This is a genomic window from Streptomyces sp. WG5, from assembly GCF_049974565.1.
Lineage (GTDB): Bacteria > Actinomycetota > Actinomycetes > Streptomycetales > Streptomycetaceae > Streptomyces.
Map to the genome: position 1 here is coordinate 336,634 of NZ_JBNGGC010000002.1, position 15,890 is coordinate 352,523.

The window sequence follows — 15,890 nt, forward strand, 5'->3', positions numbered from 1 at the left end:
CCCTCGTACGGTGCCGGGATGGACCGACGCGCCGCGGGCGGGGGCCACGACGGCCTGCTGAACGTCATCGACCTGGAGGCCACCTGCTGGGAGGGGCAGCCGCCGCCCGGTGCGGTGAGCGAGATCATCGAGATCGGGCTCGCCGTGGTGGACCTCGACGCCCGGGAGCGGGTGGCCCGGCACCGCGTCCTGGTGCGGCCCGTCCGCTCCCGGGTCAGCCGTTTCTGTGCCGGACCGACCGGCATCACCCAGGCCGAGGCCGACACGGGCGTGAGTTTCGCCCAGGCCTGCGACACGCTGACGCGCGTCCACGGTGCCGGCGTACGGCCCTGGGCGAGCTGGGGCGACCACGACCGGCACCAGTTCGTCCGCCAGTGCGCGGCGGACGGGGTGGCGTACCCCTTCGGCCGTCCGGCCGAGCGCACGCACACCAACGCCAAGGCGGTCTTCACCGAGGCCCACGGGCTGCGCGGGAGGCCCGGCATGGCGTGGGCGCTCGAACTCGCCGGGCTGCCGCTCCAGGGTCGGCACCACCGGGGTGTGGACGACGCCTGGAACATCGCGGCGCTGGTGCTCCACCTGGCCGACCGGGGCGACTGGCCCAGGACCTGACGGAGCCGAGGGAGGGCTGCCGCCTCCCGTCGGCGCGTCGGGCAGGTCCCGGTTCGCGGCGTGACCCGCTGCTGGAATGCGCCCCCCCGTGGACCCGGGCAGCAGCTTCCGGCATGCGTCGCACGATCATTGCGGCACAGAATTGCTCAGGCGAATCGTGGTGAAGCGACAGAAAGGCGGCAGCGTGGTGAACGCCAAGCCTGACGGCGGGCCCGGCCCCCTCGGCCGGGTGAAGGTGCCGAGTACGGTCGCGCACCTGCCGCGGCAGGTGCGCGAGGAACTGACCCGCCGGCTCCGCCGCAACAAGGGCGCCTTCCACGAGGACGACGTCCAGGTCGTCGAGGGACCGCTGCTCAAGCGCGCGGTCGGGGCCTCGGCACTCGGCAACTGCATGGAGTGGTTCGACTTCGGCGTCTACAGCTACCTGGCCGCCACCATCGGCAAGGTGTTCTTCCCCGGTGCCTCCCCGACCGCGCAGGTCATCTCCTCCTTCGCCACCTTCGCCGCGGCCTTCGTCGTGCGCCCGCTCGGCGGCCTCTTCTTCGGCCCGCTCGGGGACCGCATCGGCCGGCAGAAGGTGCTCGCCACCACCATGATCCTGATGGCGGTCGGCACCTTCTCCATCGGCCTCATCCCGAGCTACGCCGGCATCGGCATCGCCGCCCCGGTCCTGCTGCTGCTCGCCCGCATGCTCCAGGGCTTCTCCACCGGCGGCGAGTACGGCGGCGCCACCACCTTCGTCGCCGAGTACTCACCCGACCGGCGGCGCGGGTTCCTCTCCAGCTGGCTCGACTTCGGCACCTTCGTCGGCTACGCCCTCGGCTCCGCGCTGGTCACCGTGCTGAACCTGGCGCTGACCGACGGCCAGATGCTCGACTGGGGCTGGCGCGTCCCGTTCCTGATCGCCGGCCCGCTGGGCCTCATCGGCCTGTACATGCGGCTCAAGCTGGAGGAGTCGCCCGCCTTCCAGCAGCAGCTCGACGAGCACGAGAAGAGCCTGGCCCAGGAGTCGGCGGGCAGCGAGTTCAAGACCATCATCAGGAAGCACTGGCGTCCGCTGCTGATCTGCATGGGCCTGGTGCTGCTCTACAACGTCACCAACTACATGGTCACCGGCTACCTGCCCACGTACCAGACGGAGACCCTGGGCCGCTCCAGCGGCTTCGCCGACGTGCTGGTGCTGATCGGCATGGTGTGGATCGTGCTGCTGATCACCTTCCTCGGGCGGCTCAGCGACCACGTCGGCCGCCGCCCGCTGTACGCCGTCGGAGCCGTCGCGATGATCGTCCTCGCCGTTCCCGCCTTCCTGCTGCTGAAGTCGGACGGCACCTGGGCGCCGGTCGCCGGGGTGCTGCTCCTCGCCACCCTGCTGGCCTGCTTCGCCGCGCCGAGTGCCGCCACGCTGCCGGCGCTGTTCCCGACCGCGGTGCGCTACGCGGCCATGGGCATCGGCTTCAACTTCGCCGTCGCGGCCTTCGGAGGCACCACGCCGCTGCTCACCGAGGCGCTGGTGAGCGTCACCGGCAACGACTTGATGCCCGCCTACTACCTGATGGTGGCCGGTGCCATCGGCCTGGTGACCGTCAGGTTCCTGCCGGAGAGCGCTCAGGTTCCGCTGAACGGCTCGCAGCCCATGGTCGGCTCCCGGCAGGAGCAGCGGGAACTCATCACCACCTCGAAGGACCTCTACCGGTTCTCCAAGGAGCGCTCCGAGGCCCGCTGACGCGCCCTGGGGACACGGTCCCGGCGCGCGAACCGCAGCGACGCGGCACCCGACCCCACCGCGACCCCGGCGCAGACCAGGGCGCTGCCCACGGCCTGCGCGGCGCCGTAGGAGCCCGTGCCGACGAGCGGTGCCGTGCACGCCGCGGCGACCGGGATCAGGCCGGAGAACAGGGTGGCGCGCTCGGCCCCGATCCGCTGCATGCCCATGTACCAGCACACGAACCCGACGACGGTGACCACCGCCGCCTGCCACAGCAGCGCACCGGTCTCGACCGCGTCCGGCCGCCGCAGCCATCCGGCGCCGTCGGCCAGGAGACCGACCACCGCCGACTCGGCCGCCGCGACGCCACACACCACGGTGGACAGCAGCCGCGGGCCCAGGGGCCGCAGGACGGGCACGGCGAGGACGGCGAATCCGACCTCGCCGACCAGGGCGCACACGGAGAAGGCGATGCCCGCGCCGTCGGTGCGCCCCCAGCCCTGGACCGTGAAGGCACCGACGGCCACGAACAACGCCCCGTACAGCACGACGCGCTGCGGCCGGCGTCCGTCCAGGAGGGGAACGAGGACGGCGACCACCACGGGCGCACAGCCCACGAAGACGCCGGGGACCGCCGGTTCCGCCGTGCGTTCCGCGGCGAGGACGGCCAGGTTGAAGCCGACCATGCCGACGGCCGCGAGGAGCGCGAGGCGCAGCCACCGGCCGGCCCCGAGCATGCGCAGCCGGGTCGTCGCGCCGGGGCCGGCGAGCGGGACGAGCAGGAGGAAGGCCAGGCCGTAGCGCAGGAACTGGCCGCCCGCGTACGGGTAGTCACCGAGCAGGCTGTTGGCGGTGAAGGAGCCTCCGACGAGGACACAGGCGAGCGCGGCGAGCAGGGCTCCGCGCGTGGTGGTGGCGTTCATGCCCACGACGCTAGGAAGCACGGCGGCCCGTCACGGGGTCCACTTCGAGGGCGTCATCGGGGACCAATCCCCGACGGCGCCCCTCACACCGTCGTCACGATTCCTCCTTCGGGTGCATGCCACGGGGATCCGGGGTAGTCGGAACCTCCCGGTGCCAACACATCGGTAAAGCAAGGGATTTGACGGGCATGAACGGACATGGGAAGGAACTTCCAGTGCGCACCCTCAAAGTGACGACCGCTGTGGCGACCGCGAGCGTCTCCGTCGCCCTTCTGGCCGGCTGCGGCGGCGATTCCGGTGGCGAGAGCAAGCCGTTCGACGGGCAGAGCGCCGACGACATCGCCGCGAAGGCGGTGGAGGCCACCCAGCAGGCCAAGTCCCTGCACATGAAGGGGGACACCCGTCTGGAGGACGGCAGCACCGTCACCATCGACGTCTCCGTCGACCAGGAGAAGAACTGCCAGGGCACCATCGGCACCGGCGAGGGCAAGGCGGACGTGCGGCACACCGACGCGACGCTCTACCTGCGCGGTGACGCGCAGTACTGGCGCAGCGCCCTGAAGCAGCAGCCCGACGCGGCGCAGGAGATGGCGCCGAAGCTGCGGGACAAGTGGGTGAGCATGCCGGCGAACGACGCCGCGACCGCCGGGGTCTGCGACAAGCAGGGCTTCATCGCCGCCATGGACGAGGACAAGTCCGAGCGCCAGGGCATGAAGCGCGGCGACACCACCGAGGTGGGCGGCGAGGAGGCCCTGGAGCTCACGAAGAAGGGCTCGGCCGGCGAGACCCTCGCCCTGTACGTCGCCACGGAGGGCGAGCCGTACATCCTGAAGACCACGACCGAGGGCGGCGAGAACCCGGGCAGCGTCACCTTCAGCGACTACAACAAGCCGGTGAGCCCCGAGCAGCCGCCCGCCGACCAGACCGTGGACATGAAGGAACTGGCCGGCGAGCAGCGGGCCTGACCCTACGGGGCGCCGCTCCCCGCCTCCCCACGCTCCCGGTCCGAGGCCGGCCACACATAGGGCAGGTCGTCCGGGACCCCGGGGAACAGCTCGGCGTACACCTCCGGCTCCTTGCGCACCAGCGCCGACCGGTGGCTGCGGTGGAAGGCGTCGTCCCCGAGCCAGGGCGGCAGTTCCCCGGCGTCCGCCAGCTCCGGCTGGTCGCGCACCGGCTCGTGCGGACGGCACACGGCGAGTCCGGCGACGAGTGAGGCGGCGCAACTGTCCTGGTGGCCCTGTTCGCGCCAGACCCGGCAGACCTCCAGGCCGTACCGGACGAGTGCCTCCTCGTAGCCCGTCCACATCCGCACCGCCGGGTGCCGGCGCCATCCGTAGCCGGGCACGGTCAGGCCGCGCAGCACCTGGAGCGCCTCGACCCGCTGTTTGCCCAGCCGACGGCGGTCCAGGGCCAGCGCCGACTCCCGGAAACCGGGGTGGGGGAGGAAGGTCTGCATGCTGTCCTCTCCGGTCAGCCGGGGAACCGGCCCTGGTCCCGCAGGTGTCTGCGGCGTTCGGCGTAGGCGAGGTCGTCGCGCCACAGGCGGCCGGCGGCGGCGCGCATCAGCGGACGCAGGGCGGGGGCCAGGCGGCGGGCCACGGGGAAACCCGGCCGGTCCGAGGTGGCCAGCACCGCCTCGACCACCGCGGTCCGCGGCCGGCCGCTCCCGTCCGGTCCCAGCGGCGTGGCATGGCTCTCCACGACGGATCCGGTGCCCTCGCCGTCGGTGATGCGCATGACGACGGTGCGCGGCTCGGGTGCGGTGAACTCGGCGCGTACGGGCACGACGAGCCGGCCGGTGAGCCGGAAGGAGACGTCCACGACGAAGCGGTCGGCGCCCTCGTCGGCGTCCGTCGTCCCGTCGGGTGCCTCGACGACGGTGAGGTCCACGAACGAGTGCGGGTGGAACCAGGCGCCGTGCCACGGGTCGAGCCGGTTGGCGACGACGTCCTCGGGCTCGCAGACGCCGACCCCGCGCCAGACGGACGTCAGCGCCGCCGCCCGCGGTGGCCTGGCGGGTACGACGGGCGCCGGCGACGGCGGCTCCGCCCCCACCGCGTCCAGCCGCACCCACACCAGGACGCCGTCGTCGTGGACCGGCAGGGGCTCCCAGCCGGCGAACGAGGCGCCGCTCAGGGGGAGTCCGTGCCAGTGGCACACGAGCGTGCCGCACCGCACCGGGCTGTCGGCCAACGGGGCACCGAGGTGGGGGCACACACCGGGTCCGCCCACCAGGCGCCCGTGCGCGTCCCGCCAGACGACGACCTCGACACCGGCGACCGTGCCGGACAGCGGGCGGGTGGACCGTACGCCGGTGCTCGCGCCGAGGACGTACCAGTTGCCCGAGGGGCGTGCCCGGGCCCGTCCGAGGGCTGCGGCGATGACGGCGGGCCGGGCCTCGCGCCAGGTGGGCCGCTGGGCCTGCCAGGGGACGGGGCGGCGGCGCAGCCGCAGGGGGGACCGTCCCCGGTACGGGCGGGGGTTCGGACTCATCCGGTCTCCTTCGCGGAGCAGGCGTCGGGCCGGCTCCGCACCGGCGCGGCTCCGCGGGCCGCGGCGGCGCGCGCTCCCAGCCGGGCGGCGAGCACGCGGGAGAGCCCGTCGGCCGCGACGGCCGCGCGCCGTCGGCGGCGCACCACCGCGCGCCGGTGCAGTACCGCGTACCCGTCGTCCGCGATGGCGTCGAGGATGTGCCGGTAGAGGATGAACGCGGTGCGGACGCAGGGCCGCGCGACCGGGTCCAGCATGGCGAGTCCGGGTGCGGCCTCGCGGTAGACGGCGCGGGTGAGGTCCTCGGCGGCTCGCAGCGCGGCGGTGATGCGCCGGTCGGGGCGGCCGGTGCGTCTGCTCCACAGCAGCAGGTCCCGCTGGACGCCGTGCGCGGCCAGCAGGTCCGCCGGGAGGTAGATCCGGCCGCGGTCCAGGTCCTCGCCGACGTCCCGCAGGAAGTTGGTCAGCTGGAAGGCGACGCCGAGCGCGGCGGCGTGCGGCGCGGCCCGGGCGCGGGAGGTCACGGTGCCGAGCACGGGCAGCATCTGCAGGCCGATGACGGCGGCCGAGCCGTGCATGTAGGCGCGCAGGTCGTCGTAGGTGGCGTAGTCGGTGACCGTGAGGTCGCTGCGCATCGAGGCCATGAAGTCGGTGAAGTGCGCCGGTTCGATGGCGTACCGGGCGGCGGTGTCGGCCAGGGCGAGCACCACGGGCTCGGCGGCGGGCCGCGCACCGGTCAGCGCCTGCCGCAGCTGCTCTTCGAGGCGGGCGAGGGTGGCCGCCCGCTCGGCGGTCGTCGCCTGCGCCCCCATGTCGTCGACGATGTCGTCCGCCCACCGCGCGAACCCGTACAGGGCGTGCACGGCCGGCCTGCGGTCGGCGGGCAGGAGACGGGTCGCCAGGAAGTAGGTGCGGCCGTGGCGGGCGTTGAGGAGCCGGCAGCGGGTGTAGGCGGCGCGCAGGACCGGGTCGGTGATGCCCGCGGCGTCCAGTTCGCGGTGGGTCATCGGTGCCCGCCCCTCACCGCCGTGGCGCGGGCCGGTGTTCCGGTGATGCGGGCGGCGGCCAGCTTCCCGGAGATCAGCACGGTCGGCACGCCGACGCCCGGGGTGGTCCCGCAGCCCGCGAGGACCGCGTTGTCCGTGCCGCGCACCAGGTTGCGGGGGCGGAAGGGCCCCGTCTGGGCGAAGGTGTGGGCGACGGAGAAGGGCGTGCCCGCGGCATGTCCCTGGGCGGTCCAGTCGGCGGGCGTCACCAGGCACTCCTCCTCGATGGCGGCGGCGATCCCGGCCAGTCCCCGGCGTTCCAGGGTGGCGAGCAGGCGGTCGCGGTAGCGGGGGGCGAGGTCGGTCCAGTCCCGGGCGTCCGGCCCGACGGAGGTGTTGGGGCAGGGCGCGAGGACGTAGTGGAGGTGGCGGCCCGCGGGGGCCAGGGACGGGTCGCCGGCGGTGGGCCGGGTGATCAGCAGGGAGGGGTCGGTCATGAGGGTGCCGGTCCGGGTCAGCTCGTCGAAGGTCCGGTGCCACGCGGCGCCGAAGGAGAGGGTGTGGTGGGCGAGGTGCGGCCAGGTGCGGGTGGTGCCGGCGTGCAGGACGACGGCGGAGGGCGCGTGCCGCAGTCCGAGCGGGCGGCGCGGGCGGCGGCCCAGCAGCCGGTGGGCGGCGGGCAGGTCGGGGGTGAGGACGACGGCGTCGCAGGGGATGCGTTCGTGGGCGGTGACGACCGCGGTGACGCGGTTGCCGGAGCGTTCCAGGCCGGTGACGTCCCGGCCGAGGCGCAGGTCGGCTCCGGCGTCGGCGGCGGCGGCCGCCATGGCGCGGGGCAGGGCGTGCATGCCGCCGCGCGGGAAGTACACGCCGGCCACGGTGTCCATGTAGGCGATGACGGCGTAGGCGGCCAGCGCCCGGGCCGGTGCGACACCGGCGTACAGGGCCTGGAAGGAGAAGACCCGCTTCAGCCGTTCGTCCGTCAGGAACCGTCCGATGCGTGCGTCCAGCCGGCCGAAGCCGCCGAGGGCGGCGAGCCGGGCCAGGTCGGGGGTGAGCAGGCCGAGCGGCGAGTCGAAGTTGGTGTCGATGAACCGGCGCATCTGCACGGCGTACAGCTGCCGCAGCCAGGCGCGCAGCCGCCGGTACCCGGCCGCCTCCCGGGCCCCGGCGAACCGTTCGACCTCCGCCTCCATCGCGTCCGCGCCGGTGTGGACGTCGAGCGTGCCGCCGTCGGCGAAGCACGCCCGGTAGGCGGGGTGCAGGGGAAGGAGTTCGACGCGGTCGGCCAGCCGGTCGCCGACGGCGGCGAACGCCTCGTCGGCCAGATGGGGCATCGTCAGCACGGTCGGGCCCGTGTCGAGGCGGTAGCCGCCGAGCTCGCGCCGTCCGGCGCGGCCGCCGGGCAGCGGGTCGCGTTCCACGACCGTCACCCGCCGTCCGGCGCCCAGCAGGTGCAGTGCGGCCGACAGACCCGCGAGCCCCGCCCCGACGACCACGACGTGGTCGGTGCGGCCGGTCACCGTCCGTGTCATCGCGGGTCCCCTCCCGTGGGCGGCCGGTCCCGCGGGTGTTCCCGGCCGTGGCCGGCCGTTCCCTGGCGCATCCCGGATCCTCTCGTCGTCGGCCGCGGCGGTGGGCCGTGCCGGGCCCGTCGGCCGCCGCCGCGTCGGGCGGACGGCGCGCCGCGAACGCACCGTCCGTCGTCGGTCATGGGCCGCCGCCGGTGGGTGACCCGGCGTCATGCCTTCCCCCGTCGCCTCCGGCGCGACGCCGCCCAGGCCCGTTCACGCCCGGCAGTCACCCGTCCGGCGGGTGTCCGCCGCGCCGGGTGGGCAGCCGCGCCGGGCCGTCCAGCGCGCCGTGCCTCCGCGGGCCGCGCGGGGGCGGAATACTCCGGCGGAACCGAGCCGTCGCACGCTCGTCGTACACGTCGTCGTACACGCTGCCGTACAGGGCCGTCGTACCCGGACGTCGTACGCCGGTCCGACCACGGCGGGCGGACGGGCGGACGGGCAGGCAGGCGGACGGAAAGGAGATTCCGTGGTCGACGCGGACATCGTCGTCGTCGGTGCCGGGGCCGCGGGGCTGTCCCTGGCCCACCGGCTCCCGGCCCCGGCGGACGCACCGCACCGGGCGGTGCCCTCCGTGGTCCTGATCGATCCGCCGCCCGGCCCGCTGCGGGCACCGCGCCGCACCTGGTGCTTCTGGGAGTCGGGCCCCGGCCGCTTCGACCCGGCGACGACGGCGTCGTGGGAGTGGCTGCGGGTGCGCGGCCGGGACGGGGCGGTCGTCCTGCGGCACATCGCGCCCGCGCGCTACAAGATGATCCGCTCGGACGACTTCGAGGCGCTGGTGGACCGCGACCTGAAGGACCGGCCCGGGGTGCGGCGTCTGGAGGCCACCGTCGGCACGGTGACCACCCTGCCGGACGGAACCGCGTGCGTGCCCGCCACGGACGCCGCCGGGGCCCGGGCGGGCCTGCGCGCCCGCTGGGTCTTCGACTCCCGCCCGCCGGACCGTCCGCCGCCGGCCCGCACCCGCCTCCTCCAGCACTTCCGCGGCTGGTTCGTCCGCACGCGGCAGCCGGTCTTCGATCCGGGGGTGGTCGAGCTGATGGACTTCCGCACCGTTCAGCCGGCGCACGGCCTGTCCTTCGGCTACGTCCTCCCGACCGGCCGGCACACCGCACTCGTCGAGTACACCGAGTTCGGGCCGGCACCGCTGACGTCCGGCGCGTACGACAGCGCGCTCGAGGACTACACGCGCCGCGTCCTGCGCACCGGCGCCACGGAGATCCTGTCGACGGAGCAGGGGGTGATCCCGATGACCGACGCCGTCTTCGAGCGGCGGGCCCGGGGCTCCGGCGCCGTCTTCCGGATCGGCGTCGCGGGTGGGGCCACGCGCGCCTCCACCGGGTACGCGTTCGCCGCCGTGCAGCGGCAGTCCGACGCCATCGCCCGCGCCGTGCGCGCGGGCCGCCGCCCCGTGCCGCCGCCCCCGCACCCGGCGCGGGCCCGGCTGATGGACGCGGTGCTGCTGCGCGCGCTGGGGACCGGGCGGGTGGACGGCCCCGACCTCTTCTTCCGGCTGTTCGACCGCGTACCCGCCGGGCGGCTGCTGCGCTTCCTCGACGGGCGGTCCCGGCTGTACGAGGACGTCGCGGTCGGGATGCGCACCCCTGTCCTGCCGATGCTGCGTACGGCCGCGGAGCTGCCGTGGCTGCCGCGTCGCCACATCCCCGTCCGCTGAAAGCCGCCGGTCCGAGAGACCCCGTCAGAAGGAGTGCCGATGCCCTTGCTGCGCGACGCCGCGCTGACCGCCGCCTTCGACCACGGCGCCGGCCGCTACGACCGCCTGGTCGCGCTCAACCCGGGATACCACGCCCAGTTGCGCCGCTCCGCCCGCCGGCTCGGCCTCGCGGACGGCGGCGCCGGCCGCCGGGTGCTGGACCTGGGCTGCGGCACGGGCGCCTCGACGGCGGCGCTGGCCGCGGCCTTCCCCGCCGCGGAGATCGTGGGGGTGGACGCCTCGGCGGGCATGCTGGCGCGGGCCGAGTCCAAGCGGTGGCCGCCGAGGGTGCGCTTCGTGCACGCCCCGGCGGAGGAACTGCACCGGGCCGAGCTGGGCGGGCCCTTCGACGCCGTTCTCGCCGCCTACCTGTTCCGGAACCTGACCGACCCCGACGCCGTCCTGCGTACGGTGCACCGGCTGCTGGCTCCCGGGGGCAGGCTGGCGGTGCACGAGTACGCGCTCAGTGGGCGGCGCGCGCACCGCCTGATGTGGGCCGCGGTGTGCCGGGGCGTCATCCTGCCGCTGGGCACGGCCACGGGCGACCGGGACCTCTACCGGCATCTGTGGCGCAGCGTCGCGGCGTTCGACACCGCGCCCGCGTTCGGCGCCCGGCTGGGCCGGGCCGGGTTCGAGCGGGTCCGGGTCCTGCCGCTGCCGGGCTGGCAGACGGGCATCACCCACACCTTCGTCGGCCGCCGCGCCGACGCGGAGACGGGCGGAACGCGCACGGGCCGCACGGAGAGGGACCGGGCCGGGACGGACCGGGCGCACACGGGCGGCCCGCGAGCCCGCCGTACGCGGACGGGCCACGCGGCGACGGACCGTGCGCCGACGACCGGCACGCAGACGGCCCGCACCGAGACGCACGGGCGGCGAGCCGACCGCACGCGGACGCACGGCAAGGAGACAGGAGGTGCCCGGTGAGCCGGGCCGGTGGGGCGCGGCCTCCCGGGCGGGACCGGCGCGCACAGGCCGTCGCTCCCCGGCCGGGCCGGGCGCGGGTGACCGGTGATCCGCCGTCCGTGGCGGTGATCGGCGGTGGCATCGCGGGGCTGGCGGCGGCGACCGTCCTCGCCGAGCGGGGGGTGCGCGTGGTGCTCCACGAGCGCGAGCCCGTACTCGGCGGCCGGGTCGCGGGCCGGCCGGTCGAACTGCCCGACGGCACGCCCGCCACGATGAGCCGGGGCTTCCACGCCTTCTTCCGCCAGTACTACAACCTGCGGAGTCTGCTGCGCCGTTGCGATCCCGGACTGGGCATGCTGACCGGCCTGCCGGACTATCCGCTGCGGCACAGCAGCGGACTGCGCGACGGTTTCCGCCGGGTACCGCGGACTCCCCCGTTCAGCGCCCTCGGCTTCGTCGCCCTCAGCCCCTGCTTCAGGCCGCGCGACCTGCTGGCCATGCGTCCCGCCGCGGCACTGCCGCTCCTCGACGTCAGCACGCGCCGCGTCCACGAACGGCTGGACGACGTCAGCGCCCACGACTTCCTCGACACCCTGCGCTTCCCCGCGGCCGCGCGGCATCTGGCCTTCGAGGTGTTCTCCCGCAGCTTCTTCGCGGACCCGCGGGAGCTGTCGGCCGCGGAGATGGCGCTGATGTTCCACATCTACTTCCTCGGCTCCAGCGAAGGACTGCTGTTCGACGTCCCCCGCGAGCCGTTCCCGCAGGCGCTGTGGGATCCGCTCGCCGGGCATCTGACGCGGCACGGGGCCGAGGTGCGGACGAGCACGTCCGTCGAGGCCGTCCGGCCCGGTCCGCCCGGCAGTCACCTGGTGGTCGACGCCGCCGGTGCCCGGCCGTACGACGGGGTCGTGCTCGCGCTGGACACCGGCGGCCTGCGGGAGGTGGTGGGCCGCTCACCGCACCTGGGTGACGCCGCGTGGCGCGAGCGGGTGGCGCGGCTGCGGAACGCCCCGCCCTTCCTGGTCTCCCGGCTGTGGCTGGACCGTCCGGTCGCGTCCGGCCGGCCCGGTTTCCTCGGCACCAGCGGCTACGGCTCGCTGGACAACGTCAGCGTGCTGTCCCACTGGGAGGGCGAGGCCGCGCGCTGGGCGGCGCGCACCGGAGGGTCGGTCGTCGAGCTCCACGCCTACGCCCTCCCGTCGACGGCGCTCCCGGAGGTGGAGGAGAAGCGCCTCGTCGATCAGTTGCACCGGGTGTACCCGGAGACCCGCAAGGCCCGCGTGGTCGCCGCGCGGCACGAGTGGCGGGCGGACTGCCCGCTGTTCACCGTCGGCGGCCACCGCGACCGTCCGACGGTCCGCACACCCGACCCGTGCGTCGTGGTCGCCGGGGACCTGGTCCGCACGGATCTGCCCGTGGCCCTGATGGAACGCGCCGCCACCTCGGGGTTCCTCGCCGCCAACGCCCTGCTGGAGCGCTGGGGTGTGCGCGGCGAGACGCTGTGGACAGTGCCGGACCGGGGCCGGTCCGCCCTGCTGCGTGCCGTGGCGCGACGGTTCGGGGGGCGCTGACACCACGCCTGGGGCGGCCGGGCGGTGGCCCGCGCCGCGGGACCGGGGCGGCGGCACCCCGCGCGGGCCGGGGCCGTTCACGGGTGCCCGTGGCGTTCGCCTCGCCGGGCGCCACGTCACGGGGCGGGCCGGGAGGGCTGCACCGCGCGGCCGCCGCGCGGCGGCCGCGGTCCTACCCTCCCGTCCCGTGCGCCGCACGGTCGGCCCGTCCGCCCGCGCCGAGCGGGCCGGTGGGGTTCACGGCGCCCTCGGCCTCCATCCGGGGCAGTTCGCGGCGGGACAGCCGCATGACCACGGGCGGCAGGGCGCCGCGCCCTGCCTGGACCAGGCGCAGCCAGCCGGGCACGTACACGGCGGTACGGCGGCGCTCCACGGCGCGCACCAGCGTGGCGGCGACGTCGTCCGTCCGGAGGGTGCGCCGGGCCGGTGGCGGCATGTGCGCGCGCAGCTCCCGCAGGACCGCGTGCCGGTCGGCGTCGCGGATCATGTCGGTGTCGATCCAGTTGAGGTAGGCGATGCCCACGGCGATCCCGTGGTGGGCCACCTCGGCGCGCAGCGAGTGGGTGAAGGCCTCCACGCCCGCTTTGGCGGCGCAGTACGCACTCATCATGGGGGCGGCGCCGAGTGAGGCCAGTGAGGCGACCTGGAGGTGGTATCCCGCGGTGCGGAGCAGGTCCGGCAGGAAGGCCCGGGCCGTGTGGGCGCTGCCGGTCAGGTTCACGTCGACGACGCGTCGCCACTCGGCCGGGTCCGAGGTGACGAACGGGCCGCCCTCCGCGATGCCCGCGTTCGCCACCACGACCGACGGCGGCCCCAGACGGCCGCGGACCTCGCCGGCCGCGTCGTCCAGCGCGGCGGGGTCGGTGACGTCGGCCTCCACGGCGAGCGCCGGGACCGGCAGCTCCGCCAGCAGGGCGTCCAGCCGCGGCTTCTCGTGGCCGAGCAGTGCGATCCGGGCCCCTCGGCGGGCGCACTCGCGGGCCAGGGCGGCGCCCACTCCGCGTGCGGCGCCGGTCACCACGACGGTGCGGTCGCGGAGGGGGCTGTCCGTCACCGGCCGGCTCTTCCCCCGGGGGACGCGGGGGCGGTCGCACGCGGCCGTCACCGCTTGTCACCCGTGCGGTCGCGGCGGGTGAGGCCGCGTTGCACGCGCGCGAGGCCGGCGAACCGGTGCTGGCGCAGGGCGGCGCGCGCGGCGTTGGACCCCGGCGCCCCGTGCACCCCGCCTCCCGGATGGGCGCCCGCGGAGGCGAGGAAGAGGCCGGTCACCGGGGTCTCCGGCCGCCCGGTGCCCGGCACGGGCCGGAAGACGAGCTGCTGGTGCATGGCGGTGGTGCCCCCGTTGATGGAGCCGCCCACCAGGTTGGCGTTCATGGCCTGGAGGGCCGGCGGGGCCAGCACGCGGCGGGACCGGATCAGCGTCCGGAAGCCGGGTGCGAAGCGTTCCACCTGGCGTTCGACGCGGTCGGCCATGCGTTCCCGCTCCCCGGTGTCCCAGCTGCCGGTGATGCCCTCGTCGCCGGCGTCGCCCCGGATGTCGTGGGGGACGTGGGTGTAGGCCCAGGCGGACTCGGTGCCGCGCGGTGAGCGGGTCGGGTCCGTGGTCGTCATCTGTCCGAACAGCGAGAAGGGGCGGTCGGGGACCTGCCGCATGGCGATCTGGGCGGCGAACCGGGTCAGCTCGTCGAGACCGTCGGCCAGATGCACGGTCCCGGCCCGGGCCGCGTCCTCGCACCGCCAGGGCACGGGGCCGTCCAGCGCCCAGTCCACCTTGAAGGTGGCGAAGTCCCACTGGAAGCGCCGCAGGTCGGCGAGGACCTGGTCCGGCAGGTGCTCCGGCGCGACGAGATCGCCGTAGAGGGCGGGTACGGACACGTCGGCGAGTACGGCGCGCCGGGCGGCGACCGTCTGCCCGCCGGCCGTGCGGACGCCCACCGCGCGCCGGCCCCGGACCAGGACGTGCTCGACGCGCTCCCCGCAGCGCAGGGTGCCGCCGCGGGCCCGCAGCCGGTGGACCAGGGCGGCGGTGAGGGCGCCGGAGCCGCCGACCGGTACGGGAAAGCCGTAGGTCTGTCCGAGCATCGACATGAGCCAGCCGAAGCCGCCGCTTCCGGCGGCCTCGGGCGCGAGGTCGGCGTGCAGGGCGTTGCCGGCCAGGAGCAGTTTGCCGCCCTCGCCGCGGAACTCCTCCTCGCCCAGGCGGCGCACCGGCAGCACCAGGGTGCGCGCCAGCCGGAGCCCGCCCCCGCCGCGCAGCCGCAGGGCCAGCCGGGCGCCGGCCCGGACCGGGGGGAAGGGCGTGAAGAGGGCGTCCAGGATGTCGGCCCGGTAGCGGTCCCACACCTCGTGCAGGCGGTCCCAGGCGGCGCCGTCCCCGGGCGCGAAGGCGTCGAGGGAGGCGGCGGTGGTACCGACGTCGCGGTCGAGGACCGCGCACCTGCCGTCGGTCAGGGGGTGGGCGAGCACGTGGGGAGCGTGGCCCCAGCGCAGCCCGTGGTCCTCCAGTCGCAGTCCGCTGAGGACCGGGGAGGCGGCGGCGAGCGGATAGAAGGAGCTGAACAGGTCGTTGACGAAACCGGGGGCGACCTCGCCGTCGTGGCGCACCGCTCCGCCCGGCTCGGGCTGCTCCTCCAGAACCTCCACGCTCCAGCCGGCGTCCGCCAGCAGGTTCGCCGCCACCAGCCCGTTGGGGCCGGCCCCGATCACGACGGCGTCAGGCACGGCCGCCGCCCGACCCGAACTCCACGCTGCCGGCCGACTCCGGCGGATCCGGCCGGCACTGGTCCCCTGCCTGGGACTCGCACAGCCGGGCGAGCCGGGCGAGCATCGCGCGGTGCCGCACCTGGATCAGCGCCTCGACACCCACGTTGTGCAGCAGGCCGCCGGGACCGCGCAGCGGGTGTTCGTCCACGAGCACCAGGCACTGGTCGCCCCAGGGGCGCAGCTCGATGGCGATCCGGGCCGTGCCGAGCCTGCCCGCCTTCGCCTCGAGCTCGAGCACGGAGCCCTCGACGCAGTGTCTGACCACCGACTCGTTGTTCAGCCGCACCGGCCCGATGTGCACCTCGTACGCGATCGTCGCGCCGACCTGCGGCCACTGTCCGGTCCTGGGGGTGACCTCGGACGGGCCCACCACCCACTCCACGTACTGGTTGCCGTCCGCCAGCACGTCCCACACCGCCTGCGGGCTCGCCTGGATCAACCGATGCCGAACCGCCACGCCTGCCTCCCGCGTCCAGAAGCCGTCTCTGCAAGGACGCAGCACTGAGTGCCCCGTCCGCGACCGGCCAACCGGGGTGGTCGGGGCACTCCCCCGCGACGGTGCGAGGAGCGGCGGCCCGACCCGGAGTACCTGGCCTCCCACGGCGCGGCGCAGGACGCCGGTGCCACGCATACGTGGACG

At 75.4% G+C, this 15,890-nt stretch carries 13 protein-coding genes and 1 pseudogene; 6 read left to right on the forward strand and 8 right to left on the reverse strand.

What is annotated here, in order from left to right; genetic code table 11:
* Positions 1-18: 18 nt before the first annotated feature.
* Complete coding sequence (locus tag ACP4IX_RS03475) at positions 19-612, forward strand: exonuclease domain-containing protein (RefSeq protein WP_426554722.1); 594 nt, start codon at positions 19-21, stop codon at positions 610-612.
* A 187-nt stretch (positions 613-799) separates the two neighbouring features.
* Positions 800-2,335: a glycine betaine/L-proline transporter ProP gene (gene proP, locus ACP4IX_RS03480; protein ID WP_426554723.1), complete on the forward strand. Its 1,536-nt coding sequence runs from the start codon at positions 800-802 to the stop codon at positions 2,333-2,335.
* Here the strand turns inward: proP and ACP4IX_RS03485 are convergent.
* The gene (locus ACP4IX_RS03485) at positions 2,299-3,240 is read right to left on the reverse strand and encodes a DMT family transporter (protein ID WP_426554724.1); all 942 of its coding nucleotides are present in this window, start codon (positions 3,238-3,240) and stop codon (positions 2,299-2,301) included. The genes proP and ACP4IX_RS03485 overlap by 37 nt on opposite strands.
* Positions 3,241-3,455: 215 nt before the next feature.
* On the opposite strand from ACP4IX_RS03485, the gene ACP4IX_RS03490 reads away from it, so the two are divergent.
* Positions 3,456-4,205, forward strand: coding sequence for a hypothetical protein (locus ACP4IX_RS03490; protein WP_426554725.1), 750 nt, complete (start codon positions 3,456-3,458; stop codon positions 4,203-4,205).
* 2 nt (positions 4,206-4,207) lie between these two features.
* Here the strand turns inward: ACP4IX_RS03490 and ACP4IX_RS03495 are convergent, their stop codons facing one another.
* From ACP4IX_RS03495 to crtI, 4 genes are read right to left on the reverse strand one after another with little or no spacing between them, the layout of a single operon-like run.
* Positions 4,208-4,699, reverse strand: a complete 492-nt coding sequence (locus ACP4IX_RS03495) for an MSMEG_6728 family protein (protein WP_426519996.1) — start codon at positions 4,697-4,699, stop codon at positions 4,208-4,210.
* Between the two features lie 14 nt (positions 4,700-4,713).
* The gene (locus ACP4IX_RS03500; RefSeq protein ID WP_426554726.1) at positions 4,714-5,736 is read right to left on the reverse strand and encodes a DUF5914 domain-containing protein; all 1,023 of its coding nucleotides are present in this window, start codon (positions 5,734-5,736) and stop codon (positions 4,714-4,716) included.
* Positions 5,733-6,740, reverse strand: a complete 1,008-nt coding sequence (locus tag ACP4IX_RS03505; protein WP_426519992.1) for a phytoene/squalene synthase family protein — start codon at positions 6,738-6,740, stop codon at positions 5,733-5,735. The genes ACP4IX_RS03500 and ACP4IX_RS03505 overlap by 4 nt, the downstream gene beginning before the upstream one ends.
* Positions 6,737-8,254, reverse strand: coding sequence for a phytoene desaturase family protein (gene crtI, locus ACP4IX_RS03510; protein ID WP_426554727.1), 1,518 nt, complete (start codon positions 8,252-8,254; stop codon positions 6,737-6,739). Before crtI ends, ACP4IX_RS03505 begins: the two co-directional genes overlap by 4 nt.
* Positions 8,255-8,762: 508 nt before the next feature.
* On the opposite strand from crtI, the gene ACP4IX_RS03515 reads away from it, so the two are divergent.
* From ACP4IX_RS03515 to ACP4IX_RS03525, 3 genes and pseudogenes are all read left to right on the forward strand, one after another.
* Positions 8,763-9,971: a lycopene cyclase family protein gene (locus ACP4IX_RS03515; RefSeq protein ID WP_426554728.1), complete on the forward strand. Its 1,209-nt coding sequence runs from the start codon at positions 8,763-8,765 to the stop codon at positions 9,969-9,971.
* 39 nt (positions 9,972-10,010) lie between these two features.
* A pseudogene (locus ACP4IX_RS03520) lies at positions 10,011-10,739 on the forward strand (methyltransferase domain-containing protein); the annotation flags it as partial.
* 194 nt (positions 10,740-10,933) lie between these two features.
* Positions 10,934-12,487, forward strand: coding sequence for an FAD-dependent oxidoreductase (locus ACP4IX_RS03525; protein ID WP_426554729.1), 1,554 nt, complete (start codon positions 10,934-10,936; stop codon positions 12,485-12,487).
* 172 nt (positions 12,488-12,659) lie between these two features.
* Here the strand turns inward: ACP4IX_RS03525 and ACP4IX_RS03530 are convergent, their stop codons facing one another.
* The 3 genes from ACP4IX_RS03530 to ACP4IX_RS03540 are packed head-to-tail and all read right to left on the reverse strand — an operon-like array spanning position 12,660 to position 15,707.
* Positions 12,660-13,541, reverse strand: a complete 882-nt coding sequence (locus ACP4IX_RS03530) for an SDR family oxidoreductase (RefSeq protein ID WP_426554730.1) — start codon at positions 13,539-13,541, stop codon at positions 12,660-12,662.
* 47 nt (positions 13,542-13,588) lie between these two features.
* The gene (locus ACP4IX_RS03535; RefSeq protein ID WP_426519982.1) at positions 13,589-15,208 is read right to left on the reverse strand and encodes a phytoene desaturase family protein; all 1,620 of its coding nucleotides are present in this window, start codon (positions 15,206-15,208) and stop codon (positions 13,589-13,591) included.
* Complete coding sequence (locus ACP4IX_RS03540; RefSeq protein ID WP_426519980.1) at positions 15,201-15,707, reverse strand: SRPBCC family protein; 507 nt, start codon at positions 15,705-15,707, stop codon at positions 15,201-15,203. Before ACP4IX_RS03540 ends, ACP4IX_RS03535 begins: the two co-directional genes overlap by 8 nt.
* Positions 15,708-15,890 lie beyond the last annotated feature (183 nt).

Bases quoted from the DNA above. Each gene is read 5' to 3' on its own strand.
- ACP4IX_RS03485 (WP_426554724.1), bottom strand. From the start codon at position 3,240: ATGAACGCCACCACCACGCGCGGAGCCCTGCTCGCCGCGCTCGCCTGT.
- ACP4IX_RS03475 (WP_426554722.1), top strand. From the start codon at position 19: ATGGACCGACGCGCCGCGGGCGGGGGCCACGACGGCCTGCTGAACGTC.
- ACP4IX_RS03500 (WP_426554726.1), bottom strand. From the start codon at position 5,736: ATGAGTCCGAACCCCCGCCCGTACCGGGGACGGTCCCCCCTGCGGCTG.
- ACP4IX_RS03495 (WP_426519996.1), bottom strand. From the start codon at position 4,699: ATGCAGACCTTCCTCCCCCACCCCGGTTTCCGGGAGTCGGCGCTGGCC.
- ACP4IX_RS03505 (WP_426519992.1), bottom strand. From the start codon at position 6,740: ATGACCCACCGCGAACTGGACGCCGCGGGCATCACCGACCCGGTCCTG.
- crtI (WP_426554727.1), bottom strand. From the start codon at position 8,254: ATGACACGGACGGTGACCGGCCGCACCGACCACGTCGTGGTCGTCGGG.